The sequence below is a fragment of the Sphingomonas dokdonensis genome, assembly GCF_002197685.1.
GTDB classification, from domain to species: Bacteria; Pseudomonadota; Alphaproteobacteria; order Sphingomonadales; family Sphingomonadaceae; genus Sphingomonas; species Sphingomonas dokdonensis.
In genome coordinates this window covers 78,725-102,930 of record NZ_NBBI01000006.1, presented here as the reverse complement: position 1 = coordinate 102,930, position 24,206 = coordinate 78,725, and the positions used below count along the sequence as shown (strand labels likewise).

Here is a 24,206-nt window from a genome sequence, read left to right as displayed (position 1 = left end):
ACACGGCAGGCGACGCTTCGGAACCAGCGATCGCCCGCTGCGCGGTCACTGTCGCCGGGCCTTCGACATGTCGCGCTTGGTCTGTAGCGCAGGGTCCGTCCAATCCGGCCATGATCGCCCTGCAGCAAGCTCGCGCCCGAGTGCAAAGGCGACGTTTGCTTCCTGTGCCGCGCCCTGCGCCGTCCAGGCAGCGTCGAATGCGTCACAGGGCTGGTGATAGCAGCGGGCATTATAGCGTTCCACGATCCGGTTTCCCGCGGCGGCCCCGCCCGCCGCGAGATCACGACCGATGCGGAACGCGAGCGCCGGCACGCCGGCGCTCGCGAATGGGTAATGATCGGAGCGGAAATACCATCCCGCTTCGGGGCTGGGCTCGGGTACCACCCGCAGGCCCTGCTGAGCCGCCACGCGCGTGAGCTCGTCTTCGAGCGTCGTTCGACCACCACCGATCAATTCGATCGTCGTGGAGGTGGGCAGCGCGACGTGCGGATCGAGATTGATGACGGCGACGGTGGTCTCGAGCGGCGTGAACGGATGCGCGGCATAGAAGCTCGCGCCCAGCAGGCCCTTCTCCTCCGCGGTCCAGGCGGCGAACATGACCGTCCTGCCGAGGCGGGGCGCCTTGGCGAACGCGCGGGCGACCGCGAGGAGCTCGGCCGTGCCGATGCCGTTGTCGACGGCGCCGTTGCGGATCGCATCGCCGGTCGCATCCGGCGCGTTTCGTCCGTTCGCATCCCAATGGGCGCCGTAGAGCACGACCTCGTCAGGGCGTGTAGTACCGGGCAGGCGCGCGATGATATTGCGGCTGGTGAACGGCATCGCCTTCACCTCGCCCGAAGCCGACACCTTGACCGCGTCGAGCGGCATCGCCCGGAAACCCGGCACGCGGGCGCGCGCCTTGAGTGTCGCCAGGTCGAGCTTGAGTGTCTTCAGCAGCGGCGCCCAGGCGGATCGATCCAGCCAGCCCGTCATCTGGAGTGAACTGGTCGTCAGCGGCGCGGGTACCGCGCTCGGAAGTGGCTGGGCGACCTGGCTGAACGGGTAACTGGCGGCGGCGTCTTCATGAATGACGAGCACGCCGATTGCGCCGGCCTTCCGGGCCGCCGCGAACTTCGAGCCGACGCGTCCCCCGATGACGAGCCGCTTGCCCTCGAAGCCGAGGTCCTTGCCAGCTTCGAAATCAGGATCGTTCGCCAGCACCAGCGCAACCTTGCCGGTCATGTCGACACCGGCGAAGTCGTCATGGCCGGTCGCCGGATCGACGATGCCAAAGCCGGCAAAGACCAGGGGAGCATCGGTGATCTGCGTTCGCCCCGCATTCGCAAGCCCGAGCGACGCCTCACGGCCGATCGCGAGAGGCATCGGGCGACCCGCAACGGTCAGCGAAAGCGCGGCGCCCGGCAGTCGGTCGAGCCGGACGAGGGGAACATCCTGATACCAGCTGCCATTCTTTCCCGCTGGCTGCAGCCCAGCGCTGGCGAACTGCCGTTCGAGATAGGCAAGCGTCGCCGCTTCCCCATCCTCGCCGGGCCCGCGGCCGGCGAAGGCGTCGGACGCCAGTTCGCGCACGTCGGCTTTGATCTCGGCGGGCGAGATGGTCGGGGCAGCGCCGGCGAGCAGGAGAGAAAGCAGTAGCATGAACCGCAAGGGAGCGGATCGAGTGCGCGATAGCAAGCGAATAACCTGGCGGTTCTGGCTGCCTCTGCGATGCTGTCAGGCGCGGTTACCCTGAGAATTAATAGGTAAGCCGTGGCCGCGCGGCGGCGTTCATCCTCGCGAGCACTATTAGCTAATGCGCGCCAGCGCCCGCCGTCGGCGGATCGCCGCCACGCCGTATTCCAGCAAGTGGTCGTCGCTCGCGTAAGCCTGACAAAGGTTGGACACTCTCTTGCGGACCTCAACGGTTGCGGCAATGCTGCCGGGATAACCGATCGGTAAGTATCGGTAGTTGGGAGAGATGCCGTGAAAGATTTGCGCGGGAAGACCGCCATTATAACAGGTGGCGCGAGCGGGCTGGGCGCCGCCATGGCTGACGCCTTCGGCAGCGCAGGCATGAATATCATGATCGCCGATATCGAGGCCGAGGTCGCGCGCACCAAGGTGGAGGAGCTGCGCGCTCGCAATGTCACGGCCGAATGGGTGCAGGTTGACGTCACCAGCCGCGAGTCAGTGCGCAAAGGCGCGGCCGAGACGATCGCGAAGTTCGGAAAGGTGCATCTGGTCGCCAACAACGCAGGCATCGGCACCGGCGGTTCGCTGGGCAGCGTGCCCGAGGGGGATTGGGACTGGGTGATCGATGTCAACCTCAAGGGCGTGGTCTATGGCGTAGAGGCCTTTGTTCCCTTGATTGAAAGCCACGGAGAGGGCGGCCATGTCATCAACACCGCCTCGATGGCCGGGCTAATCAGTCCATCGGGAATGGAGCCGTATTGCGCCACCAAATATGCCGTCGTGGCGATGAGCGAAGGTTGGCGCCATCAACTGGCGCCGAGGAATATCGGCGTTTCCGTCCTGTGCCCGGGCTTGGTGAGCACCAACATATACGCCGGGCGGCGCAATCGCCAGAACGCGATCTACGGCGAGAATGACAAGGCCTACGGCCAGGCCGATCTCGATCGGCAGCGCGAGTGGATGGCTGGGGGCATCGACCCGCTGGTCGTGGCACAGCGCGTGGTGGAGGGCGTCAGGGACAACGACCTGTATATCCTGAGCCACGTCGAATACGAAAAGGTCGTTCGCGATCGCTTCGAGGGGATCCTGGCCGCATTCGAGAAATCCAAGCAGAGTTCGGCGCTTGCCGCACTCCCAAAGGACCGCCGGCTGGATGCGGTGAGCATCGACGGCTGACTTTTCGCCCGGTCCGGGAACAGTATCTGCCAGGCTGAACGCGACCAAACGCTCCCTGACGTCTCTTCGTGACTGATCCTCAGGTAAGCATGCCATCTAGGGAGACGAACGGAGGTCCGCTTTCAGGATCTGCGAAACGGCTGCTGCGTAACGGGAGCTTCGCTACAGCCGAGAGGCTGCCGGTCCGCTTTCGCTTAGAGGCAGCCGTCCCGACTGCCTCGACGAGCGCAGAAAGCAAAACGTTTACGCGGCCGACGCGATATCCTTTGCAGTCTTCATAAGTCGCGAACGTAGCCTCGGGCGATCTGGAGCGGAATAACCGCGACTTCTGGTGTTCGCACTAGCTCGCGGAGAGCCACGCGCAAAATGCGCGTCGCTAGGGGCGAATCTCACCGGTTCGAGACAAGAATCAACAACACAACGGGTTTGGCGGAGCGGGAGGGATTCGAACCCTCGATACGGTTTTGCCGTATACTCACTTTCCAGGCGAGCGCCTTCGACCACTCGGCCACCGCTCCGCATACCGGGAAGAAGCGCGCCCTAAGCTGCCGGCGCGCCGCGTGCAAGCGTTTGCGCATTGCGCCGCGCATTATGCCGCGCCACGATGCCGGCATGGCTGCATTGTTTCTCCCGCTCGTCATCGCGCTTGCCCAGGCGGCGGCTGCACAAGCCGCCGGTCGCGCGGCGCCCGATCCGCAGTCGCCGAGCGAGATCGTCGCCGCCGCGTCCGCCGCCGATTGGGTCAGTGTCGCGCCCGAGGATCTCATGGTGATGGATCTGGCGGACAGTGCAGGCGGCGCGCGGCGCCGCGTCGTCATCCAGCTGATGCCCGCACCTTTCGCGCGCCCGTGGGTGGCGAACGTGCGGCGGCTGGCGGCGGCGCATTGGTGGGACGGCACCAGCGTCAATCGAGTGCAGGACAATTATGTCGCACAATGGGGCGACGCGAGCGAGCGCAAGCCGCTGCCGTCCGGCCTCTCCACCGCAACGGAGGCTGATTACACGATGCCGCTCGCGGCGCTGCCCGCGGCCGAGCGTACGCCCGGCCCGGCGGACGTCTATGCGCCCGCCACCCTGTTCTATCGCGGCTGGCCGATCGGCGCGGAGCAAGCGGACGCCGGCGCCGCCTGGCCGGTGCATTGCTACGGCATGGTCGGAGTGGGCCGTGACGTCTCGCCCAACACCGGCACGGGCGCGGAGCTCTACGCGGTGATCGGCCATGCGCCGCGCCACCTCGATCGCAACATCGCGCTGGTCGGCCGCGTAATCGAAGGGATCGAGCATCTCTCCAGCCTGCCGCGCGGCACGGTCGGCCTCGGGTTCTATGAAAAGCCGCAGCAGCGCGTGCCGATCACGCGCATCCGGCTGGCGCAGGAACTGCCGGCGGCCGAGCGGCCCGCCTTTGCCTATCTTTCCACCCGTTCGGACAGCTGGACGCGCTACGCCGCCGCGCGCGCCAATCGGCGCGATGCGTTTTTCATCCGCCCGGCCGGCGCGGCGGATATCTGCAACCTGCCGGTCCCGATACGCGCCACGCGCTGAACTATCGCAAATGGGCGCCGATCTCGCGGACGATGGTGGCGTGGAAGCGCGACCGCGCGCTGCGCCGGATCGCCGCGCCCACCAGCCGATCGAGCCAGTGCAGCCGATGCCGCCGCAGCCACAGCCGCATCTGCCGCACGCGGATGAACAGCAGGATCGACCCGCCTTGCCCGCGCGCGGCGGCACGCAGGCTGCGCGCGGCGCTGGCAGCGTCGCCGGTCAGCTCCTGATGCTCGGCCAAACGGGTGCGCGCATGCACATCGTTCGGCGTGCGCGCGAGCGCGGCGTGGTGCAGCGGCGCGGCTTCTGCCGATCGCCCCAACGTGTCGAGCAGGACGGCGCGCGCGCTCAGCAGGTGCGACTCCGGCTCGATCGCGGCCGCGCGTTCAAGCAGCCGCAGCGCCGTTTCCGGATGGCGCGGCGCGCAATGCCGCGCCAGCACGAAATGATGATGCTGTGACCGCCGGCGCTCGCGGCGCACGTGGCGGCGCATCTCGGCGGGATTGAAGGTGCCCGCCACGATGGCGCGGATCGCGGCCTGCAGCGCGCCGGTTTCCACCAGCAGCGGCCCGACCGGGTGGCCGCCGAAGGGGATCGGAATGGCGGTTGCCCCGCTAGCCGCGACGATCATGGCCGCATGGCGCGCGTCCAGCGCGAGACATGGGTCGAAGACCACATAGCCCTCAGGCGCGCCGGCATAATCACGCTCGGCAAAGCGCGTACGCGCCACATCCGCCTGCCAGCGCGTCTCCCAAGGCACGATGCGCGGATCGACCGAGAATTGCGGCGACAGCCCGATCGCGGCCTGCGCGCCGCAGGCTTGGGCATAGCGCAGCGCGGCATAGCCCCCCATGCTCGATCCGTAGGTGATCACGCGGGCGTAGTCGCGCGCCGCCGCGGCCACCGTGGCGAGCGCCGCGTCGCGCTCGGGGTGCTGATACCAGCGGTTGTGGCGGTTGATCACATGAATGGCGTCGATGCCGATCGAGGCCAGGAATTCCTCGCCGAAGCCCGGCCGGTCCAGCCTGTGCTCGGTGGTATATGAGCCGAAGGTCACGATCACCGCTCCGGCGCGGCGCGCCACGGCGGCGGGCGCGCGGCGCACCAGCAGGTCGGCGGAACGGAACAGCTCCTCGGGCAATCATCCCTCCGGCCGCGCACCGTATCCGATCGCCGCGGCGTGTCCAGCGCGGGCGCCGCCCGATCAGTCGTCCTCGTCCTCGAAGCCGACCAGCGCCAGCGCGCGCGCCTTGATCTGGCGCAGCGCGCACCAGTGGATCAGCGCCTCCTCGCGGCCATGCGTCACCCACACTTCGCGCGGGGCGATCTCCTGGATCGTGTCGGTCAGCTCGTCCCAATCGGCATGGTCGGACATGATGAGCGGCAGCTCGACCAGCTTCTGCCGCGCGCGCTGGCGCACCCGCATCCACCCGCTCGCCATGGCGGTGATCGGATCGGGCAGCCGGCGCGACCAGCGGTCGTTCAGCGCGCCGGGCGGGCACATCACCACATGCCCCGCCATCGCCGCCTTGGGCACGCCCGCCACCGGGATCAGCTCGCCCAGCCGCACGCCATGCTCGGCATACAGATCGCACAAGCGTTGCAGCGCGCCGTGGATGTAGATCGGCGCCTCATGCCCGCGCGAGCGCAATTCGGCGATCACGCGCTGCGCCTTGCCCAGCGCGTAGGCGCCGACCAGTACGCAGCGATCGGGATTGGCATGGAGCCGCGCGATCAGCTTGTCGATCTCGTCGCCGGTGTCGGGGTGGCGAAAGACGGGCAGGCCGAACGTCGCCTCCGTGATGAAGACGTCGCACGCGACCGGCTCGAACGGTGCGCAGGTCGGATCCGGCCGCCGCTTGTAGTCGCCCGAGACCACGATCCGCTCGCCGCGATGCTCCAGCAGGATCTGCGCCGAGCCCAGTACATGCCCCGCGGGCACGAACGTCGCCGTCACCTCGCCCAGTTGCACGCTGTCGCCATAGGCCACCGGGTTGCCCGCCTGCGTGCCATAGCGCGTGTCCATGATCGCCAGCGTCTCGGGCGTTGCCCACACCGCGCCATGCCCGCCGCGCGCGTGATCGGCGTGGCCATGCGTCACCAGCGCGCGCGCCTGCGGCTCCGACGGATCGACCCAGGCATCCGCGGGCCGGACATAGATGCCGTGCGGATGCGGTTCCAGCCAATCGCCAAGCTTCGCCATGCCGGCACTACGCACGAACGGATCGAAACGCCCAACGCCAACGTTCTACCGAACAAGCGTTACGATCACGAACAGGAGAGATCGGCATGGAACATCAGGCAACCGGCGACAGCATGTGGGCCTTTGTGGTCATCGCAGGCTTCGTCATTCTCGGCCTAGCGATCGCCTATGCGAAGTTCCGCAACAAGACGACGCCGGCCGAAGACGCCCGCACCGAACAGGCCACGCGAGAGATGTACAAGGAGCAATCGCGCGACGACGCGCTGCGCGGGTAAGCGGCTCTGCCTCGCCGCGTCCTCACCGTCACCCTGAACTCGTTTCAGGGTCCATCGCGCTGCGCGGGAAGGCGCCGCTTGTCGCACGATGGATGCTGAAACAAGTTCAGCATGACGGCACGACGTGAAGCGCGGATGGCCGTTGTGGCCCGCCATTCTTTCAAGCCGAGGCGATCCTATATCCATCCGCAATGACGCCTGATCTTCCCGCCCCGCTCGCCGCCTGGTTCAGCAAGCGGGGCTGGAGCCCGCGGCGGCACCAGCTCGACATGCTGGCGGAGGGGCGGGCAGGGCGCCACGCGTTGCTCGTCGCCGCCACCGGCGCGGGCAAGACGCTGTCCGGCTTTCTCCCCACGCTCGCCGAGCTGATCGAGCATCCGAGCGACGGCCTCCACACCCTCTACGTCTCGCCGCTGAAGGCGCTCGCGGTCGATATCCAGCGCAACCTCGTCACGCCGGTCGACGAGATGGGCGTCGACATCCGCGTCGAGACGCGCACCGGCGACACCCCGTCCGACCGCAAGGCGCGCCAGCGCGTCAAGCCGCCGCAGATCCTGCTGACCACGCCCGAAAGCCTGTCGCTGCTGCTCAGCTACCCCGACAGCGTCACCATGTTCGCCGGCCTCAAGACGATCGTGATCGACGAGGTGCACGTCTTCGCCACCGGCAAGCGCGGCGACCTCCTGTCGCTGTGCATGGCCCGCCTTCAGGCGATCGCCCCCGCGATGCGCCGCGTCGCGCTGTCCGCCACCGTCGCCGATCCGGACGGCTACCGCGCCTGGCTCGCCCCCGACGGCGATATCGACAGCGTCAGCCTCGTGCTGGGCGAAACCGGCGTCGACCCCAACATCGCCATCCTGCTGCCCGAGGATCGCGTGCCCTGGGCCGGCCATTCCGGCCGCTATGCCGCGGCGCAGGTGATGGCGGAGATCGAGACGCACAAGACCACCATCGTCTTCTGCAATACGCGCAGCCTCGCCGAACTGATCTTCCAGGATCTCTGGAAGGAAAACGCGATGCAGCTCCCCATCGGCATCCATCACGGGAGCCTGGAGAAAGAGGCGCGGCGCAAGGTGGAGGCGGCCATGGCCGGCGGCCGCCTACGCGCATTGGTCGCCACCGCCAGCCTCGACCTGGGCGTCGACTGGGGCGACGTCGATTGCGTGATCCAGATGGGCGCGCCCAAGGGCTCCTCGCGCCTGCTCCAGCGCATCGGCCGCAGCAACCACCGCCTCGACGAGCCATCCGAGGCGATCCTCGTCCCCGGCAACCGCTTCGAATATCTCGAGGCACGCGCCGCGCTCGATGCGGTGGAGGCGGGCGAGCTCGATACCGACGTGTTCCGCATGGGCGCGCTCGACGTGCTGGCGCAGCACCTCATGGCCTGCGCCTGTGCCGCGCCGTTCGATCAGCAGGCGATGCTGGCCGAGATCCGCTCGGCGCTTCCCTATTCGGCGCTGACCGACGAATTGTTCGACAAGGTGCTCGGCTTCATCCGCGACGGCGGCTATTCCTTGCGCGCCTACGATCGCTTCAAGCGCCTGACGCAGGACGCCGACGGCCTGTGGCGCGTCAGCCATCCCAAGTTCGTCGCGCAGCATCGCCTGAACGCCGGCATCATCGTCGAGGCGACGATGCTCAAGGTCCGCTTCCGCAACGGCCGCGCGCTCGGCAAGGTGGAGGAGGCGTTCGCCTCCACGCTCAGCCACGGCGACACCTTCTTCTTCGCCGGCATGAGCCTTGAGGTCGAGAAGATCGACACTGAGGACCTGATCGTCCGCGCCACCGCCCGGCCCGCGCGCATCCCCACCTATGGCGGCAGCCGCATGCCGCTTTCCACCAACCTCGCCGATCGCGTGCGCGGTTTTCTCGACACGCCCGCCGAATGGTCGCGCTTCCCCGACGACGTGCGCGAATGGCTCGAGATCCAGGCGCGCCGCTCCACACTTCCGCATCCCGATCAGCTCTTGGTCGAAACCTTCCCGCGGGAAGGGCGCAACTACATGGTTGCGTACAGTTTCGAGGGGTGGAACGCGCACCAGTCGCTCGGCATGCTCATCACCCGGCGGATGGAAACCGCGGGGCTGAAGCCGCTCGGCTTCGTCGCCAACGATTACGCCCTCGCGACCTATTCGATCGACCCCGTCACCGATCCCGCTGCTTTGTTCTCGCCCGACATCCTGGAGCATGAATTCGTCGACTGGGTGCAGCAATCGCACCTGCTGAAACGCGCCTTCCGCGAGGTGGCGGTGATCGGCGGCCTCGTCGAGCGCCAGCACCCCGGCAAGCGCAAGACGGGCAAGCAGGTCACCTTCTCCACCGACCTCATCTACGACGTGCTGCGCAAATACGAGCCCGGCCACATCCTTTTGGAAGCCGCCTGGGCCGACGCCCGCGCCCGCATGACCGACGTCGGCCGCCTCGCCGACCTGCTCGACCGCGCGGCCGGCACGATGCTCCACGTCGACCTCCCCCGCGTCTCCCCGCTCGCCGTCCCCGTCCTCGTCCTGATCGGCCGCGAACGCGTGTCGACCGGCAGCGCCGACGACGCGCTGCTGATCGAAGCGGAAGCGCTCGCCGGCGAGGCGATGCGGCTGGATTGAGGGGAGGGGCGTTGCAGCGCGGATTATTTGCCGCGAGAATAGCCGTCTTCAAACGCTCGTTTGGTTATTCTGGACAGCGCCAATCCCGCCATGATCCCGCTACAGTGACACGCTACGCCGGGAGAACGAACCGCGCGCAATAATGCAGGTCGGGCAGGCGTGTCATGTTCGCCAGCGGGCTGGGTAGGGATACGGGGGAAGGGCATTGCACGTTCTTGTCTGATTGCCCTCTCGCATATCTCCACCATTTTCAGGCCGTAGGCGGGTTGCTGGTGCTAGCGCATAGTTACAGTGGAAGCCTTTATGTTATTTCTAATCATCAGATGCTTACGCCGCATATAGAAGAATAGAGCTTGAACGGTAAGCTCGCGATGTGGCGTTGGGCCAGCTATGATGCCATCGATACCAACACCAATCACGGGATTGTATTTAGGCGGCTTTACCTTGATGAATGGAACGATCCCATACTTGCCAGCGCGAAAGCTAATGCTGTTATCGTCTTCCTCTAAACCGTCAGACGCAACGACTAGTCGCCATTCCCTTTCGCTTCTCCAATGTGCCGACTTGAACCTTAGAGCGGCGTAGCCAGACATATTCCGGAATGCTTGGACGCAATGAGGTATCAAGTGATCCACTATGGCTGGATTATCGCCGCTCTCATAGACACGATAGAAGTCTAGCACCATGCTCACGATGCTATTCGCTATAGCGTCCTGCTCTTTTCTATCATAAACAACGGAAATAAGGTCGTAGCCTTCAAAAGCTAGGTATAGATGAGAGGAGTCAAAGCCTATACATACTGGACCTTGCCCTGCACCATATCCTCTCCATTGTGTAAGATCGTCAGCCTCTTCACTGAAAGAGGCTATGTAGAATGACAGGCCAGATTTTGATAAATCCGCTGCTGACTTCATGCGACCCAATAGATCGACTTCACGATCATTCTTTGCTTTGGCTGCATCTAGGGCTTCGCAAAAAACCTTAGTCCCCCACACAAGCTCCTGTTCATCATTGAGATACGAAGCGTTTGTAGCCCATATCTCCTTGTTCTCAACCATGCCCATAAGAGCATTAGTGTCAGTGTAATGAAACAGCCTTGGCGGACAGTGGCGCGTCTGCTTGGCAATGCGCTGCCCTTCCTCCACCATCTTAGCTGACAAGGGCCTAAGCTCCCGAAGCAAGCGGCCAACATCATCACCGGAATACGCTTCAGCCAAGTGCCAACCCCCAAACGATCCTATCGGGAACATACGGCCAGCCCCTTGCCCCAGCTAGTACAAAAGCCTAATACAACCGCCCCGACGCTCGTTTAATAAATCGCAGAAATCCGCCGTTTTTTGTGCCGCCCGTAAAATCCTCTTCTGTGCACTTTAAGCTCGCTTGCTCTCGGCATTGAGCGGCTAAAAACCGAAGCTAACAGGCCGCCACCAAACGCCATTGACAAAGGACCGGATCGGGCGCTTCGTGTCGCCATGCGCCGCTGGTTTGCTTTGCCCTGTGTTGCGCTGCTCGCCAATTCGGTGCCGCAGCAGCCAGCCGTGCCGCCGGCGCCCCTGACGCAGGCGGCCGAGGATCCGCTCGCCACCGCGGCGCTGGAGGAGCAGCTCGGCTTCGATCACGACGGGCCGCGCATGACCGTGCCGGTTCAAATCGCCGGGGCCGGGCCGTTTCAGTTCATCATCGATACCGGCGCGCAGCGCACCGTGATCAGCCGCGAGCTTGCCGGAAAGCTCGGGCTGCCCACCGGCCAGACCGTGCGGCTCACCGGCATGACGGGGACGCAGGACGTCGGCACCGTCGTCATTCCCTCCATCTCGGTCAGCACGCTTGGCGGCGAGCGGATCGAGGCGCCGGCGCTGTCGGCGGTGCATCTCGGCGCACCGGGCATGCTCGGCATCGATGCGCTGCAGGGCCACGCGCTATCGATCGATTTCGATGCGCGGGAAATGACGGTGAAGCCGGCGCGCAAGCGCGGCGAGCGGGTGCGCCGCGCGCCCGACGAGATCGTCATCCAGGCGCGCAGCCTGTTCGGCCAGCTGGTCGTCACCGACGCGACGGTCGGCGGCGAGCGGGTGCGCGTCATCCTCGATACCGGCAGCGTCGTCTCGATGGGCAACATGGCGCTGCGCAGGCGGCTGGCGAAGCGCGGCAAGGTGACGCCGATCACCCTCATCAGCGTGACGGGCGGTCAGCTAATCGCCGACTATGGCACGGTCGGCATGGTGAAGATCGGCGGCGCCGAGGTTCACGACATGCCGGTCGCCTTCGCCGACGCGCCGCCGTTCCGCGCGTTCGGGTTGGAGAAGAAGCCCGCGATCATGCTCGGCATGGATGTGCTGAAGCTGTTCACCCGCGTGCAGATCGATTTCGCCAACCGCGAATTGCGCCTGTTATTGCCACGCGGCGGCGCCCGCCGCGGCTGAGGCCGCCACACCGTCGTTCGAGGCTGATTATGTGCCGGGGGCAGGCCGGCTGCATGGCGTTCAAGGCCGTACGGATACGAAAAGAGGCCCGGCACTTTCGTACCGGGCCTTAGTGTGTCCGCAGGAGGAACATCGTGAGGAGGCCGGCCAGCGCCGGCCCCCAATTTCGTCAATAATTGTAGGCGCGCTCGCCATGCTCGCCGAGGTCGAGCCCTTCGCGCTCCACCTCTTCGCTGACGCGCAGCCCGGTCGCCGCCTTGGCGATCGTGAACGCGATGGCCGAGCCGACACCCGCCCAGAGCACCGAAATGAGCACCGCGACGATCTGCGTCACCAACTGCGGCCCCAGCGCGTAATCGGCAGCGCCCGGCCCGCCGAGACCCGGCAGCATGGTGAACGCCGTGCCGATCGAGCCGACGATGCCGCCCAGCCCGTGGATGCCGAAGGCGTCGAGCGAATCGTCGAGGCTCAGCTTCGGCTTCACCGACACCACGAAGAACGCGCAGATAATTGCCGCGATCGCACCAAGCAGGATGGCGCCGAACGGCCCCGAATTGCCCGCCGCCGGCGTCACCGCGACCAGCCCGGCGATGGCACCCGAGCAGGCACCCAGCAGCGAGCCCTTGTGCCCCAGCATCCGCTCGGTCAGCATCCAGAAGAGAACGCCCGCCGCCGTCGCGACAAAGGTGTTGAGCATCGCCAGCGCCGCCGAACCGTTCGCCTCCAAAGCGGAGCCCGCGTTGAAGCCGAACCAGCCCACCCACAGCAGGCCCGTGCCGATCAGCGTCATGACCAGCGAGTGCGGGGCCATGATGTCCTTCTTGTAGCCGAGCCGCGGCCCCAGGATGATCGCGCCGACCAGCGCCGAGACGCCGGCGTTGATGTGCACCACCGTGCCACCTGCGAAGTCGAGCGCCGCCGGGCTCCAGTTGAAGAGCAGGCCATTGCCCGCCCACACCATGTGCGCGATCGGAAAATAGACGATCGTCAGCCAGATGGCCGCGAAGACCATCAGCCCGGCGAATTTCATCCGCTCCACCAGGCCGCCGATGACGAGGCTCACCGTGATCGCGGCAAAGGTCATCTGAAAGGCGATGAAGACATATTCGGGAATGACGACGCCGTCGGTGAAAGTGGCGGCGGTCGAGTCCGCGGTCACGCCCGCCAGGAACAGCTTGCCGAAGCCGGAGATGAAGGCGTTGCCGCCGTCACCGAATGCCATGGTATAGCCGTACATCACCCAGATGATCATCGCGAAGCTGGCGACTGCCAGGATCTGCGTCAGCACCGACAGCATGTTCTTGGTGCGCACCAGGCCGCCGTAGAACAGCGCCAGTCCCGGCACGATCATGGTCATGACGAGCACGGTGGACGTCATCATCCAGGCGGTATCGCCCTTGTTGACGGTCGCTGCGGCCGGCCCCCCGGCGGCCTGCAGCGCCCCGTCCTGCGCCCAGGCGGGCAGCGCCGCGGTGAGCGCGGCGCCGAGCCCGAGGGCGCCGGCAGTCTTCAATGCTTGCTTCATGCTCATCCCCCCTCAGAGCGCCGTGTCGTCGGTTTCGCCGGTACGGATACGCACCGCCTGTCCGACATCGAGGACGAAGATCTTCCCGTCGCCGATCGCGCCGGTGTTGGCGGAGGATTGCACCGCCTCCACGACGCGGTCCGCCAGATTGGCGGCGCAGACGACCTCGATCTTGATCTTGGGCACCATGTTGGTGCTGTATTCGGCCCCGCGGTAGATTTCGGTCTGGCCCTTTTGCCGCCCGAACCCCTTGACCTCGGTGACCGTCATGCCCGCCACCCCGATCGTGGTGAGCGCTTCTCTCACCTCGTCCAGTTTGAACGGCTTGATGATGGCTATGACCAGTTTCATCGCGCCCCCTTCCCGTTGTCCCGGAAAGCGACTTCGCAACGCGCGTGCCAAATGCGTTTCAGGCGCGGGCCGGCGACTTAGGCGGCGTGGTACGCGTTAGTTTTTGTGCAGATGCGAATGGCTGCTCAAAAATCAGGCATCATCGGCAACGATGCGTGCCCGCGCCAGGTCATCTTCGTCCACCATCACGCGTACGGGGATCAGCAGCCACGAGCCATCCGCGATTGACGCGCCGGCATCGAAGGCGAGCGCTGGAATGCCCTCGCTCTCCAATCGTCCAACCAGAATGTTGGCAAGGTTCCGATCGTATCGGCCGAGTTCGACGAGGCTCATGCAGGCACAACGGGCGACGCCGCGCATCGTGCCGCCCGCGTGTTCAGCCGGGCAGGGCGTCCGGCAGCCGGGTCGGCAGGCCATCGATGCTCTTGCCCTCAGCCGCACGCCAATAATCCAGCCGATCCTCGTCGCTATACTTGGCGTTATACTTGTTCAGCGTGTCGCGCGGACGCTCTAGCGCCATCTGCGGCACGGCCCAGCCGCACGATGTCTGTACCTGATCGATCGCGATGACGAAGATCTGCCGCGTGCCGGGCAACGGCGTGAACTGCGCATGGAGCGCCGCCCATTCGGGATCCTGCGGCAGGACCGCGCGTCCGCGACCATAGATGCGGAAGATCAGTGCCGGCTGATCAAAGGCGCAGAACATGATGGTGATGCGCCCGTCGGCCAACAGGTGCGCATTGGTTTCGTTCCCCGAACCGACCACATCGAGATAGCCGACGGTGCGGTCGTCCAGCACGCGAAAGCTGTCCATCCCCTTGGGGCTCAAGTTGATCCGCGTCCCCTCGGCAGCGGTGGCGACGAAGAACACCGGTTGCCGCTCGACAAAGGCGCGATGTGCGTCGGAGAGGGCGGGGAAGAACTCGGCCATGGTAGATGCTCCGCTCGTTGACGCGTATGGCTCATGCGCATAGTTTCAGCGCATGAAGCATGATCCCATCGCCTCCGGCAAGCGGAAGCCGGTCAATCTGTCGATCGATACCGGCATTGTCGCCTTTGCGCGAGAGGCCGGCGTCAACCTGTCGCAGGTGAGCGAGGCGGCGATCCGCGCTGCCGCGCGTGACGTACAGGCGCAGCGCTGGAAGGAAGAGAATAAAGCCGCAATGGAGGATTGGAACCGCTGGCTCGAGCGGAACGGTCTGCCCTATGCGGAACACCGGCTCTGGTGATGGCGCGCTTCGATGTACACCTCATGCCGAGCGGAGACTTAGCGCTCGACTGCCAATCGGATCAGCTCGAATATCTGGCGTCGCGCTTCACCGTGCCACTAGTGCCAGAGGACGAGATCGCCTCGCGCATCGCAGTCTTGCATCCGACCTTTGAGGTGAGTGGCGAGCGGCTTGTCATGGCAACTCATCTGTCCGGCGCTGTTCCCGCGCGGGTGCTTGGAACGGCGATCGCATCCCTCAAAGCGCACGAATACGAGATCCAGCGCGCGCTCGATACACTGACCGGATACTGACGGCGCCCCTCAGGCCGCCGTGCCACCCACCGTCAGCCCGCCGACCAGCAGCGTCGGCTGGCCGACGCCGGCGGGCACGCTCTGCCCGCCCTTGCCGCACATGCCGATGCCCTCGTCGAGCGCGAAGTCGTTGCCGACGCCCAGCACCTTGGTCAGCACGGTCGGGCCGTCGCCGATCAGCGTCGCACCCTTGATCGGCGCGCCGATCTTGCCGTTCTCCACCTTGTAGGCTTCGGTGCAGGAGAAGACGAACTTGCCTGACACGATATCGACCTGACCGCCGCCGAACGACTTGGCGAAGATGCCGTTCTTCACGCGGCTGAGCAGCTCGGCGGGATCATCGTTGCCGCCCTTCATGAAGGTGTTGGTCATGCGCGGCATCGGCGCGTGCGCGAAGCTCTCGCGGCGGCCGTTGCCGGTCGGCTCCACGCCCATCAGTCGCGCGTTTAGCCGATCCTGCATATAGCCCTTGAGGAAGCCGTCTTCGATCAGAATCGTCTCGCGCGTCGGCGTGCCTTCATCGTCGATGGTCAGCGAGCCGCGGCGGTCGCGGATCGAGCCATCGTCCACCACTGTCACGCCGCGCGCCGCCACCTGCTCGCCGATCCGGCCGGAGAAGGCGCTGGTGCCCTTGCGGTTGAAATCGCCCTCAAGCCCGTGGCCGATCGCTTCGTGAAGAAGGATGCCGGGCCAGCCGGGGCCGAATAGGACGGTGAACTCGCCCGCCGGCGCCGCCACCGATTCAAGGTTCACCAGCGCCTGCGCCAGCGCCTCGTCGATCGCGCGGTTCCACGTCTTCTCGTCGAACAGCGACTCGTAGAGGTACCGGCCGCCGATCCCGAAGGTACCTGTCTCGCGCCGCCCGTTCTGTTCCACCACGATCGAGACGTTCAGGCGCACCAACGGGCGCACGTCGGTCGCGACGAAGCCGTCGGGGCGGACGATCTCCACCACGCTCCACGCGCCCGACAGCCCGACCGAGACCTGCGCCACGCGCGGATCACGCGCCCGCGCCGTGGCATCGATCGTCTGGCAGAGGTTCACCTTGTCGGCGAACGGCACCAGATCGAGCGGATCGCCATCGGTGTAGAGCCGCTGATTGGTGCCGGTCGGCGGCGGCGCCTTGGCGCCCGTCGACGGGTCGATCAGCTGCATCGTCTCCGCCGCGCGCTTGATCGCCGCCGCCGACAGCTCGCTGGCATGCGCGAACGCCGTCATCTCGCCCGACACCGCGCGCAGGCCGAAGCCTGAATGCGTGTCGTAGCTCGCGGTCTTCAGTCGCCCGTCGTCGAAGCCGAATGCCTCGGACTTCTTGTACTGGAGGTAAAGCTCACCATCGTCCGCCTTGCCGAGCGCATCGGCGGTCAGCGCCTTTGCTGCCTCCGGATCAAGCGAGTCGCGGTAGAGAAACGAGCGGGGGTCGGTGGGGGTCATGCCGCTGAATGTAGGGCGCTCGGCGCCTAACGCAAACAGTCGCTGCCCGGAGATGCCGCTGGTCGATCAGCGCGCCGCCGCCGGTCGCTCGGCGGCGAGCGCCATCGCCGACGCGGTGCCGCTACCGGGCCGCAGCTCCAGCCAGTTGGTATGCTTCTCGATCGCCAGCAGCGCGACGACCAGCGCCGCGATGGCAAGGATGATCAGCAGCCGCGATCGGTGCTGCACGGATTTCTGCATGTTGGCCATTTGGCATCTCCTGAAAGATGCTCCGGCCAACGCGGTTATCGGGCGCGCGTTTCGAGACCTGTGCAGCGTACACAAATCATTACCCGCGTACTGCGAACGGTTAACGCCCCCGCATATGCGCCGCGTTCAGCGGCCTGCGCCGTCCCCATGATCGGGCAGGGCGGCCTGATCGGCACCGTCGGCCGGTCCGCCGATCAGCACGAAGCGCCGATCGCAATAGCCGCAATCGACATAGCCGGTTTCGTCGATCTCCAGCCACACGCGCGGATGGCCAAGCGCAGCGGGAATACCGTCATGCGCGCCATCACAGGCGACACGGTGGTGCGAAACTCGGCTGATCTGGGGCGGCGGCAACATGGAAGCGGCGTTAGCAAGGCCCAGCCCCGCTAGCAATCGTCCCCGCACGCGCCTAATCCGCGAAGCCATGACAGACGCTGCCATCGCCATCAAAGACCTGTGCAAGACCTACGAGGGCGGCAAGCGCGCGCTCGACGGTGTCAGCTTCGATGTGCCACGCGGCACGATCTTCGGCCTGCTCGGCCCCAACGGCGCGGGCAAATCGACGCTGATCAACATACTCGCCGGGCTGGTGAACAAGACCAGCGGCTCCGCCTCGATCTGGGGGTTCGACATCGACGCCCAGCCGCGCAATTCCAAGGCGTCGATCGGGATCGTCAATCAGGAAATCCTGTTCGATCCCTTCTTCACGCCGATCGAGACGCTGGAGATCCAGGCCGGGCTATATGGCGTACCAAAGGCACAGCGCCGCTCGATGGAGCTGCTGCAGGCAGTGCATCTGGCGGACAAGGCCAATGCCTATGCGCGTACGCTGTCGGGCGGCATGAAGCGCCGGCTGATGGTGGCGAAGGCCATGGTACATTCCCCGCCGGTGCTGGTGCTGGACGAGCCGACCGCGGGCGTCGATATCGAGCTGCGCCAGCAATTATGGGCCTATGTGCGCGAGTTGAACGCCGGTGGCGTCACGGTGGTGCTGACGACGCACTATCTCGAAGAGGCCGAGGAATTGTGTGACCGGATCGCGATCATCAACCATGGCACGGTGGTGGCGAACGAGCCGACCGGCCAGTTGCTCAGCCGCGCGCAGGAAAAGGTGGTCGCCGTGACGGTGGAGCGCGACGTCGTCGATCTGCCCACCGCGCCCTGTTTCCAGAAGATCGCGCTGAAGGGCGAGCGGACGCTTGAGATCACCTATTCCAAGGATCAGGTGAACGCCGGCGAAGTGCTGGCGGCGGTGCAGGGCGCCGGTTTCGCCATCGCGGACGTTACGACGCGCGAGGCGGATCTGGAGGATGTGTTCCTCAGCCTGACGCGCAGCGTCGCCTGACCACTGAAGCCGGGCGGCGACGGTGCGCCGCCCCTTTTTCTAGTGCTTGCCGGGCTTGAGGTGCAGCAGCCCCGCGATCACGCAACCGATGATCAGCCCGACCACCGCCGACAGGCCGGCATTCACCACCCAAGCGGCGATGCCACCTATTCCCGCCATGGCGTGGCGCGCACCCTCGGCGGCATGCTCGATCCATTCGGGCAGCGGCGTCAGGTGAAACTCGTGCAGGCCGTGGACAATGATCTGCCCGCCAACCCACAGCATGGCCGCGGTGCCGATGATGCCCAGCGCCTTCAGCACCTTGGGCATGGCGGCGACCAGCCCGCGGCCGACCGCCTGCGTGGCGGCACCCGGCCGCTTCGCCAGCGCGAGGCCGATATCGTCCATCTTCACGATCAGCGCCACCGCGCCATAGACCCCGGCCGTGATCGCCAGACCGACAAGGGCCAGCGCGATCGCCTGATTGACGATGCTCTGGTCCGACAGTTCGGACAGCGCGATCGCCATGATCTCCGCCGACAGGATCAGGTCGGTGCGGATCGCGCCGGCAACCTGGCGATCCTCCAACTGCTTGGGATCGGTGATCACCGCGGCCTCCTCGCCATGGTGCGTGCCGCTCAGCGCCTCGATGATCTTTTCCGCGCCCTCGAAACACAGAAAGGCGCCGCCGGCCATCAGGATCGGGGTGATCGCCCACGGCGCAAAGGCCGAAAGGATCAGTGCCGCGGGCAGCAGGAACAACAGCTTGTTCCGGGCGCTGCCCAGCGCGATCTTCCAGATGATCGGCAGTTCGCGCGCCGGCGACAGGCCGGTTACGTAGCGCGGCGTTACCGCCGTATCGTCGATCACCACGCCGACCGCCTTGGTGCCGGCCCGCGCCGAGGCGCCCGCCACGTCGTCCAGACTGGCGGCGGCCAATTTGGCCAGCGCCGCAATGTCGTCGAGCAATGCGACCAATCCGCCGGCCATTCTACTTACCCCTCGAACTGACGAACCCGTTCGCCATCGCCCAGGCGTAAACCGGAGGCAAGCGACTCGTTCCATCCGGCGGAAAGCAAAAAAAGGGCCGACCCGCGAGGCGGATCGGCCATGAAAGTTTTTAGGAGAGGATGCCTGAAAGGCCGGATCCTTGTGCACCGCAGCATGTTATGCCGCAAGTGCAAAACGACAAACCGCGATTGCATTTCCTGCAATCGCCGGCAGTCGACAGAATGCGCGCGTGCCGCCACATAGGTGGTATGACGCTCAGCACGCCCCCCATCGCCGACACTCGCCCGCATCAGGTCACCGCCCATGGGGTCACCATCGACGATCCCTGGGCCTGGCTGAAGGATCCGAATTATCCGGACGTCGGCGACAAGCAAGTGCTGGCCTATCTGGAGGCGGAGAACGCCTATTTCGAAGCCGCGATGACGCCGCACCGCCCGTTGGTCGATCGCCTCTACGAAGAGATGAAGGCCCGCATCAAGGAGGACGAATCCTCCGTGCCGCAGAAGGACGGCGACTGGCTGTACTGGACAGCGTTCGAGACCGGCGGGCAATATCGCAAATGGTGGCGGCGTCCCGTCGCCGGCGGCGCGGACGAGTTGCTGCTCGACGAGCCGGCGCTGGCCGAGGGCAAGGAATATTTCCGCCTGGGCGCGTTTGCCGTGTCGAACGACGGCACCAAGCTCGCCTACGCCATCGACGACAATGGTTCGGAGCGCTTCACCATCCATGTGAAGGACCTCGCCACCGGCGCGCTGCTGCCCCACACGATCCCCGGCATGCTATCCGACATCGTATGGACGGCCGATGACAGCGGCTTCCTTTATGGCCTCGCCAACAAGGAATGGCGCACCGACAATGCCCGGCTGCACCGGCTTGGCATCGATCCGGCCGAGGACGTCGAGCTCTTCCACGAGGATGACGAGGGCTATCGTGTCGCCGTCTCCGAAACGAGCGACCGGCGCTGGATCATCATCGCGACCGGCGACCATGTGACCAGCGAGGTTCGGCTCTACCCGGCCGACAATCCGCTCGCCGAGCCGATCCTGGTCGCGCCGCGCCAGCCGGGCCGCGAATACGATGTGGAGACGCATGGCGACACGCTGTTCATCCACACCAATGACGTGAACCCGATGTGGCGCCTCGTCACCGCGCCGATCAGCGCGCCGGGCGAGTGGACCGAACTGATCGGTCCGTCGGCGCATTTCTACATGACCGGCGTCGAATGCTATCGTGACTTCTTCATCGTCGAGGGACGCGAGGACGGGCTCGATCAGGTCGCCGTCCACCGCTACGACGCGCCCACCGTTGCGGAGCGCATCGCCTTTCCCGAGGCGAGCTACGCCGCCGGGCTCGGCGACAATCCCGAATATGACCAAACCGTGCTGCGCATCGGCTACGAATCGATGGTCACGCCCGGCACTGTCTATGATTACGACACCGCCACGCGCACCCTGACGACGCTGAAGGTGCAGGAAATCCCGTCGGGCTACGACGCGGCGAAATATCGCACCGAGCGGCTACACATCATCGCGCGCGACGGGACGCAGGTGCCCGTCTCGATCGTCTATCCGGCCGACTTCCCGAAGGACGGCAGCCGGCCGCTGTTCCTTTATGCCTATGGCGCTTACGGCCATGCCATCCCGCCGGGCTTCTCGACCGGCCGGCTGTCGCTGCTCGACCGCGGCTTTGCCTATGCCATCGCGCACATCCGCGGCGGCGACGATCTCGGCCAGCAATGGTATCACGACGGCAAGCTCGACAAGCGCACCAACACCTTCAACGATTTCGTCGATGTCGCGCGCGGGCTGATCGATGGCGGCTGGACGAGCGCGGGGCGGATCGCAATCGCCGGCCGCTCGGCGGGCGGCGAGCTGATGGGCGCGGTGGTCAATTCCGATCCCGAGCTGTGGGGCGCGGTGATCGCCGACGTGCCGTTCGTCGATGTGCTCAACACGATGATGGACGACAGCCTGCCGCTGACGCCGGGCGAATGGCCCGAATGGGGCAATCCGATCACCGATCCGGCCGCGTTCCAGCTGATCCGCAGCTACAGCCCGTACGACAACGTCCGTGCGCAGGATTATCCGCCCTTGTTCATCTCGGGCGGTCTCAATGACCCGCGCGTCACATATTGGGAGCCAGCGAAATGGGCCGCCAAGCTCCGCGCGACCAAGACGGACAGCAATATCCTCCTCCTCAAGACCAACATGGGCGCCGGCCACGGCGGCAAATCGGGCCGCTTCGAAAGCCTGCGCGAGGCGGCCGAGGAACATGCTTTCGTCCTGTGGCAATTGGGCGTGGAGGCGTGACGCCCGGGCGCATCGACATGGCACGACCCGCCGCATGACGATCGAGGCGATCATCGCCCGCTGGGGCGTGGCCGCGGTGTTTGCCGGGGCGATGCTGGAGGGCGAGACGGCCGTGATCGCCGGCGGGCTGCTGGCGCACCAGGGGCTGATCGCCTGGCCACTGGCGGTGGTCGCCGCCACCCTGGGCTCGTTCCTGGCCGACCAGTTCTTCTTTGCCGCGGGGCGCCGCTATCGTGACCGCCCGTTCGTGCAGCGCTGGATGCAGAAGCGCGCCTTTGCCAAGGCGCTGACCCTGCTGGAGCGATACCCGGTTGGCTTCATCTTCGCCTTCCGGTTCCTGTACGGTTTTCGCACCGTCAGCCCCGTGGCGATCGGCACCAGCCGTGTGCCATCCTCTACCTTCCTCACCATCAACGCGCTGGCAGCCGTGCTCTGGGCCAGCTTGTTCACCGGCCTCGGCTATTGGTTCGGCGAGGCGGTGACCGAATTGGCGGGGCGGCTGCGTCCAAGCCGCCACACCTTGCTGATGGGCGTCGCGGTGCTGAGCGGCGGCTTTGCCATCTTCCAAGCCGTGCGATGGTGGCGAAATCGATGAGCTTCACCAAGGATTTCACCGCCACGCCGGCGGACATCGACGAGCTTGGCCACGTCAATAACGCCATCTGGGTGCGCTGGATCCAGGAACTGGCGGTGGCGCATTGGGAGACGGTGGCGCCGCCGGCGCACCGCGACGCCTTTGTTTGGGTCGTGACGCGACACGAGATCGACTATCGCGGCAACCTGGCCGAAGGCGCCGAGACGACCGGCACGACCTGGGTGCCCGAGCCGCCACGCGGCGCGCGCTTCAACCGCCACTTCCGCTTTACCGATGCCGATGGGCGCGTGCTGGTGGAGGGGGTAACCACCTGGGCGCTGCTCGACCGCGCCACCGGCCGGCTGCTGCGCGTCCGCCCGGAGATCGCGGCGCCCTTCCTCGCACCTTGAGCAGCGCCGGGCAGCAACTCGGTTCATCGCAAGGTTGATCTACATCACCCGCTTGTGGGTTGATCAGGCAACAATGCTGTCCTAACCTTTCACATGCGATGTGATATTGTTATGGCCGATCCGGACGTGTCCTTCCGCTACGGCAATGGCGCTTCTTATGACGAGGCGGACCCGCTGGCGCAAATCCTGCCGCCCCCGGCCGCAATTTACGAGGAGGCCGATCCGCTCCCGCTTACCGCGCCCGAGGCCAGCGACGAGCAGCCTATCTTCTTCACGCGCGTGGATGCCGGCACGCCGGCCGAGCGGCGCCTGCTCCGCAACTGAGCGCCGCCGGTCACACCATGCGTGCGTGAAACAGCTTGCCGCCTTCAACCACCCACACGATGCCGAGCACGCTTACCCCGATCGCGAGATAGCCGATCGCCAGCGGCGTCGTGGTCCCGGTATAGGATTGGCCGATCGCCGACGCCACCGCCACGGCGCCGATGCTGGTGATAAAGCCCTGCAGCGATGACGCCGTGCCCGCGATATGCCCCACCGGCTCCATCGCCATGGCCCCGAAATTCGCGCCGCACAGCCCGATGCAGGTCATGCTGAGTGCCTGGAAAAAGATGTAGCTCCACAAGGTTTCCACGCCGCTCAACGTCACGCCGACGTGCACCAGCGAAAGCGCGATCAGCCCCAGCACGGCGGTTTGCGAGATCAATCGCGTGCCCAGCCGCTCCACCAGCCGCGCGTTGAGGAACGAGGCCGCACCCATCGCGCAGGCGCAGATCGCGAAAAACAAGGTGAAGCGGTCACCCGCGCCGAACCCGTCGACGAAAATCTGCTGCGACAGCGAGACAAAGGCGATGATTCCGCCGAACGTCAGCGATGCTGCGATGGCATAGCCTAGCGAATAGCGATTGGTCAGCGTCAGCCGGTAATTCGCGCGCAGCGTGGTCAGCGAGATCGGCACCCGCCGCTCGGCCGGCAGCGTCTCGGGCACGCGCACCAGCGTCCAGGCGAACACCAGCCCGGCAAAGGTGCCGAGCGCATAGAAGATGAACCGCCATGGCCCGAATTCCAGCAGCAATTGCCCCAGCGTCGGCGCCAGGATCGGCACCAGGAAAAAGATCATCTGCGCCACCGACATGGTGCGCGCCATCTGCCGCCCCGACGATCCGTCGCGCACGATCGCCACCGCCAATACGCGGGTCGAGGCGGACATCAGCCCCTGCAACAGCCGTGCGCCGAGCAGTGCGGGGAACGTCACCGAACTTGCGGCAAAGATGCTTGCCCCGACAAAGCCGGCAAGCGTCAGCAGCAGCACCGGCCGGCGGCCGAACCGATCCGCCAACGGGCCATAAACCAGCTGCCCCGCGCCGAACCCCACCATATAGACGGTGATGATCCACTGGCGGTGGTTGGCCTCGTTCACCCCCAATTCGTGGCCGATATCGGCAAGCGAGGGGAGCATAAGATCGACGCCGAAAGCGTTCACCGCCATGACGGCGGCGATAAAGGCAACAAACTCGCGGGGATGCATGCCCGGTGGGGCGCGGTGAGAATTCATGTGCGTGCCTATCGGGATGCCGACGCCCCGGCACAAGCGCAGCTTTTCT

General features: G+C 65.8%; 25 protein-coding genes and 1 tRNA gene. 12 read left to right on the top strand and 14 right to left on the bottom strand.

The genetic code is table 11. The annotated features are described in order from the left end of the window. Window positions 1-45 precede the first annotated feature (45 nt). Complete coding sequence (locus tag SPDO_RS14140) at window positions 46-1,638, bottom strand: M28 family peptidase (protein ID WP_088368160.1); 1,593 nt, start codon at window positions 1,636-1,638, stop codon at window positions 46-48. Between the two features lie 324 nt (window positions 1,639-1,962). Between SPDO_RS14140 and SPDO_RS14135 the strand changes: the two genes are divergently transcribed. Further along, window positions 1,963-2,847 carry an SDR family NAD(P)-dependent oxidoreductase gene (locus tag SPDO_RS14135; RefSeq protein WP_281252602.1) on the top strand — a complete coding sequence of 295 codons (885 nt, stop codon included), beginning with the start codon at window positions 1,963-1,965 and terminating at the stop codon, window positions 2,845-2,847. A 427-nt stretch (window positions 2,848-3,274) separates the two neighbouring features. Here SPDO_RS14135 and SPDO_RS14130 read toward each other — a convergent pair. Beyond that, window positions 3,275-3,365, bottom strand: a tRNA-Ser gene (locus SPDO_RS14130). A gap of 94 nt (window positions 3,366-3,459) precedes the next feature. Between SPDO_RS14130 and SPDO_RS14125 the strand changes: the two genes are divergently transcribed. After that, window positions 3,460-4,389 (top strand): peptidylprolyl isomerase, encoded by a 930-nt coding sequence (locus SPDO_RS14125; RefSeq protein WP_211280096.1) that lies wholly within the window; start codon window positions 3,460-3,462, stop codon window positions 4,387-4,389. Between the two features lies 1 nt (window position 4,390). Here SPDO_RS14125 and SPDO_RS14120 read toward each other — a convergent pair whose 3' ends face one another. Both SPDO_RS14120 and SPDO_RS14115 read right to left on the bottom strand, forming a co-directional pair. After that, a complete protein-coding gene (locus SPDO_RS14120; protein WP_088368157.1) occupies window positions 4,391-5,530 on the bottom strand; it encodes a hypothetical protein in 1,140 nt (379 codons plus the stop codon). 63 nt (window positions 5,531-5,593) lie between these two features. Further along, window positions 5,594-6,592, bottom strand: coding sequence for a ligase-associated DNA damage response exonuclease (locus SPDO_RS14115; protein WP_088368156.1), 999 nt, complete (start codon window positions 6,590-6,592; stop codon window positions 5,594-5,596). Between the two features lie 86 nt (window positions 6,593-6,678). Between SPDO_RS14115 and SPDO_RS14110 the strand changes: the two genes are divergently transcribed. After that, window positions 6,679-6,867, top strand: a complete 189-nt coding sequence (locus SPDO_RS14110) for an LPXTG cell wall anchor domain-containing protein (protein ID WP_088368155.1) — start codon at window positions 6,679-6,681, stop codon at window positions 6,865-6,867. Window positions 6,868-7,058: 191 nt separating this feature from the next. Beyond that, a complete protein-coding gene (locus SPDO_RS14105) occupies window positions 7,059-9,470 on the top strand; it encodes a ligase-associated DNA damage response DEXH box helicase (protein WP_088368154.1) in 2,412 nt (803 codons plus the stop codon). A gap of 275 nt (window positions 9,471-9,745) precedes the next feature. On the opposite strand, the gene SPDO_RS14100 is transcribed toward SPDO_RS14105, so the two are convergent. Further along, the gene (locus SPDO_RS14100) at window positions 9,746-10,687 is read right to left on the bottom strand and encodes a DUF2971 domain-containing protein (protein ID WP_158212200.1); all 942 of its coding nucleotides are present in this window, start codon (window positions 10,685-10,687) and stop codon (window positions 9,746-9,748) included. Window positions 10,688-10,942: 255 nt separating this feature from the next. Between SPDO_RS14100 and SPDO_RS14095 the strand changes: the two genes are divergently transcribed. Then, on the top strand, window positions 10,943-11,893 hold the full coding sequence (locus tag SPDO_RS14095) for a retropepsin-like aspartic protease (RefSeq protein ID WP_088368152.1): 951 nt from the start codon (window positions 10,943-10,945) through the stop codon (window positions 11,891-11,893). A 169-nt stretch (window positions 11,894-12,062) separates the two neighbouring features. On the opposite strand, the gene SPDO_RS14090 is transcribed toward SPDO_RS14095, so the two are convergent. The 4 genes from SPDO_RS14090 to SPDO_RS14075 all read right to left on the bottom strand — a co-directional run bounded on the left by SPDO_RS14090 (window position 12,063) and on the right by SPDO_RS14075 (window position 14,700). After that, on the bottom strand, window positions 12,063-13,418 hold the full coding sequence (locus tag SPDO_RS14090; protein WP_088368151.1) for an ammonium transporter: 1,356 nt from the start codon (window positions 13,416-13,418) through the stop codon (window positions 12,063-12,065). A gap of 12 nt (window positions 13,419-13,430) precedes the next feature. Further along, the gene (locus SPDO_RS14085) at window positions 13,431-13,769 is read right to left on the bottom strand and encodes a P-II family nitrogen regulator (protein ID WP_088368150.1); all 339 of its coding nucleotides are present in this window, start codon (window positions 13,767-13,769) and stop codon (window positions 13,431-13,433) included. A 132-nt stretch (window positions 13,770-13,901) separates the two neighbouring features. Next, window positions 13,902-14,102 (bottom strand): putative signal transducing protein, encoded by a 201-nt coding sequence (locus tag SPDO_RS14080; RefSeq protein ID WP_088368149.1) that lies wholly within the window; start codon window positions 14,100-14,102, stop codon window positions 13,902-13,904. 43 nt (window positions 14,103-14,145) lie between these two features. Then, the gene (locus tag SPDO_RS14075; RefSeq protein ID WP_088368148.1) at window positions 14,146-14,700 is read right to left on the bottom strand and encodes a pyridoxamine 5'-phosphate oxidase family protein; all 555 of its coding nucleotides are present in this window, start codon (window positions 14,698-14,700) and stop codon (window positions 14,146-14,148) included. 52 nt (window positions 14,701-14,752) lie between these two features. On the opposite strand from SPDO_RS14075, the gene SPDO_RS14070 reads away from it, so the two are divergent. Together SPDO_RS14070 and SPDO_RS14065 are read left to right on the top strand one after the other, a co-directional pair. Further along, complete coding sequence (locus tag SPDO_RS14070; RefSeq protein WP_088368147.1) at window positions 14,753-14,998, top strand: type II toxin-antitoxin system CcdA family antitoxin; 246 nt, start codon at window positions 14,753-14,755, stop codon at window positions 14,996-14,998. Beyond that, window positions 14,998-15,291 carry a CcdB family protein gene (locus SPDO_RS14065; RefSeq protein ID WP_088368146.1) on the top strand — a complete coding sequence of 98 codons (294 nt, stop codon included), beginning with the start codon at window positions 14,998-15,000 and terminating at the stop codon, window positions 15,289-15,291. Before SPDO_RS14070 ends, SPDO_RS14065 begins: the two co-directional genes overlap by 1 nt. Window positions 15,292-15,300: 9 nt before the next feature. Here the strand turns inward: SPDO_RS14065 and tldD are convergent, their stop codons facing one another. The 3 genes from tldD to SPDO_RS14050 form a co-directional block, all read right to left on the bottom strand. Further along, entirely contained in the window at window positions 15,301-16,725 is a 1,425-nt protein-coding gene (tldD, locus tag SPDO_RS14060; protein ID WP_088368145.1) for a metalloprotease TldD, read from the bottom strand. Window positions 16,726-16,791: 66 nt separating this feature from the next. Next, window positions 16,792-16,974, bottom strand: coding sequence for a hypothetical protein (locus tag SPDO_RS14055; protein WP_088368144.1), 183 nt, complete (start codon window positions 16,972-16,974; stop codon window positions 16,792-16,794). 126 nt (window positions 16,975-17,100) lie between these two features. Then, complete coding sequence (locus tag SPDO_RS14050; RefSeq protein WP_088368143.1) at window positions 17,101-17,331, bottom strand: zinc-finger domain-containing protein; 231 nt, start codon at window positions 17,329-17,331, stop codon at window positions 17,101-17,103. A gap of 67 nt (window positions 17,332-17,398) precedes the next feature. Here SPDO_RS14050 and SPDO_RS14045 point away from each other — a divergent pair, with 67 nt between their 5' ends. Beyond that, entirely contained in the window at window positions 17,399-18,319 is a 921-nt protein-coding gene (locus tag SPDO_RS14045; protein ID WP_088368142.1) for an ABC transporter ATP-binding protein, read from the top strand. Window positions 18,320-18,358: 39 nt separating this feature from the next. On the opposite strand, the gene SPDO_RS14040 is transcribed toward SPDO_RS14045, so the two are convergent. Beyond that, window positions 18,359-19,288: a DUF808 domain-containing protein gene (locus SPDO_RS14040; RefSeq protein ID WP_088368141.1), complete on the bottom strand. Its 930-nt coding sequence runs from the start codon at window positions 19,286-19,288 to the stop codon at window positions 18,359-18,361. 269 nt (window positions 19,289-19,557) lie between these two features. Here SPDO_RS14040 and SPDO_RS14035 point away from each other — a divergent pair, with 269 nt between their 5' ends. The 4 genes from SPDO_RS14035 to SPDO_RS14020 all read left to right on the top strand — a co-directional run bounded on the left by SPDO_RS14035 (window position 19,558) and on the right by SPDO_RS14020 (window position 22,926). Beyond that, window positions 19,558-21,618 (top strand): S9 family peptidase, encoded by a 2,061-nt coding sequence (locus tag SPDO_RS14035; RefSeq protein ID WP_088368140.1) that lies wholly within the window; start codon window positions 19,558-19,560, stop codon window positions 21,616-21,618. Between the two features lie 34 nt (window positions 21,619-21,652). Continuing rightward, window positions 21,653-22,213, top strand: a complete 561-nt coding sequence (locus tag SPDO_RS14030) for a DedA family protein (protein WP_088368139.1) — start codon at window positions 21,653-21,655, stop codon at window positions 22,211-22,213. Further along, window positions 22,210-22,602 carry an acyl-CoA thioesterase gene (locus tag SPDO_RS14025; protein ID WP_088368187.1) on the top strand — a complete coding sequence of 131 codons (393 nt, stop codon included), beginning with the start codon at window positions 22,210-22,212 and terminating at the stop codon, window positions 22,600-22,602. The genes SPDO_RS14030 and SPDO_RS14025 overlap by 4 nt, the downstream gene beginning before the upstream one ends. Before the next feature lie 111 nt (window positions 22,603-22,713). Then, window positions 22,714-22,926, top strand: coding sequence for a hypothetical protein (locus tag SPDO_RS14020; RefSeq protein WP_088368138.1), 213 nt, complete (start codon window positions 22,714-22,716; stop codon window positions 22,924-22,926). A 10-nt stretch (window positions 22,927-22,936) separates the two neighbouring features. On the opposite strand, the gene SPDO_RS14015 is transcribed toward SPDO_RS14020, so the two are convergent. Next, window positions 22,937-24,130 (bottom strand): multidrug effflux MFS transporter, encoded by a 1,194-nt coding sequence (locus tag SPDO_RS14015; protein WP_088368137.1) that lies wholly within the window; start codon window positions 24,128-24,130, stop codon window positions 22,937-22,939. Between the last annotated feature and the right edge of the window lie 76 nt (window positions 24,131-24,206).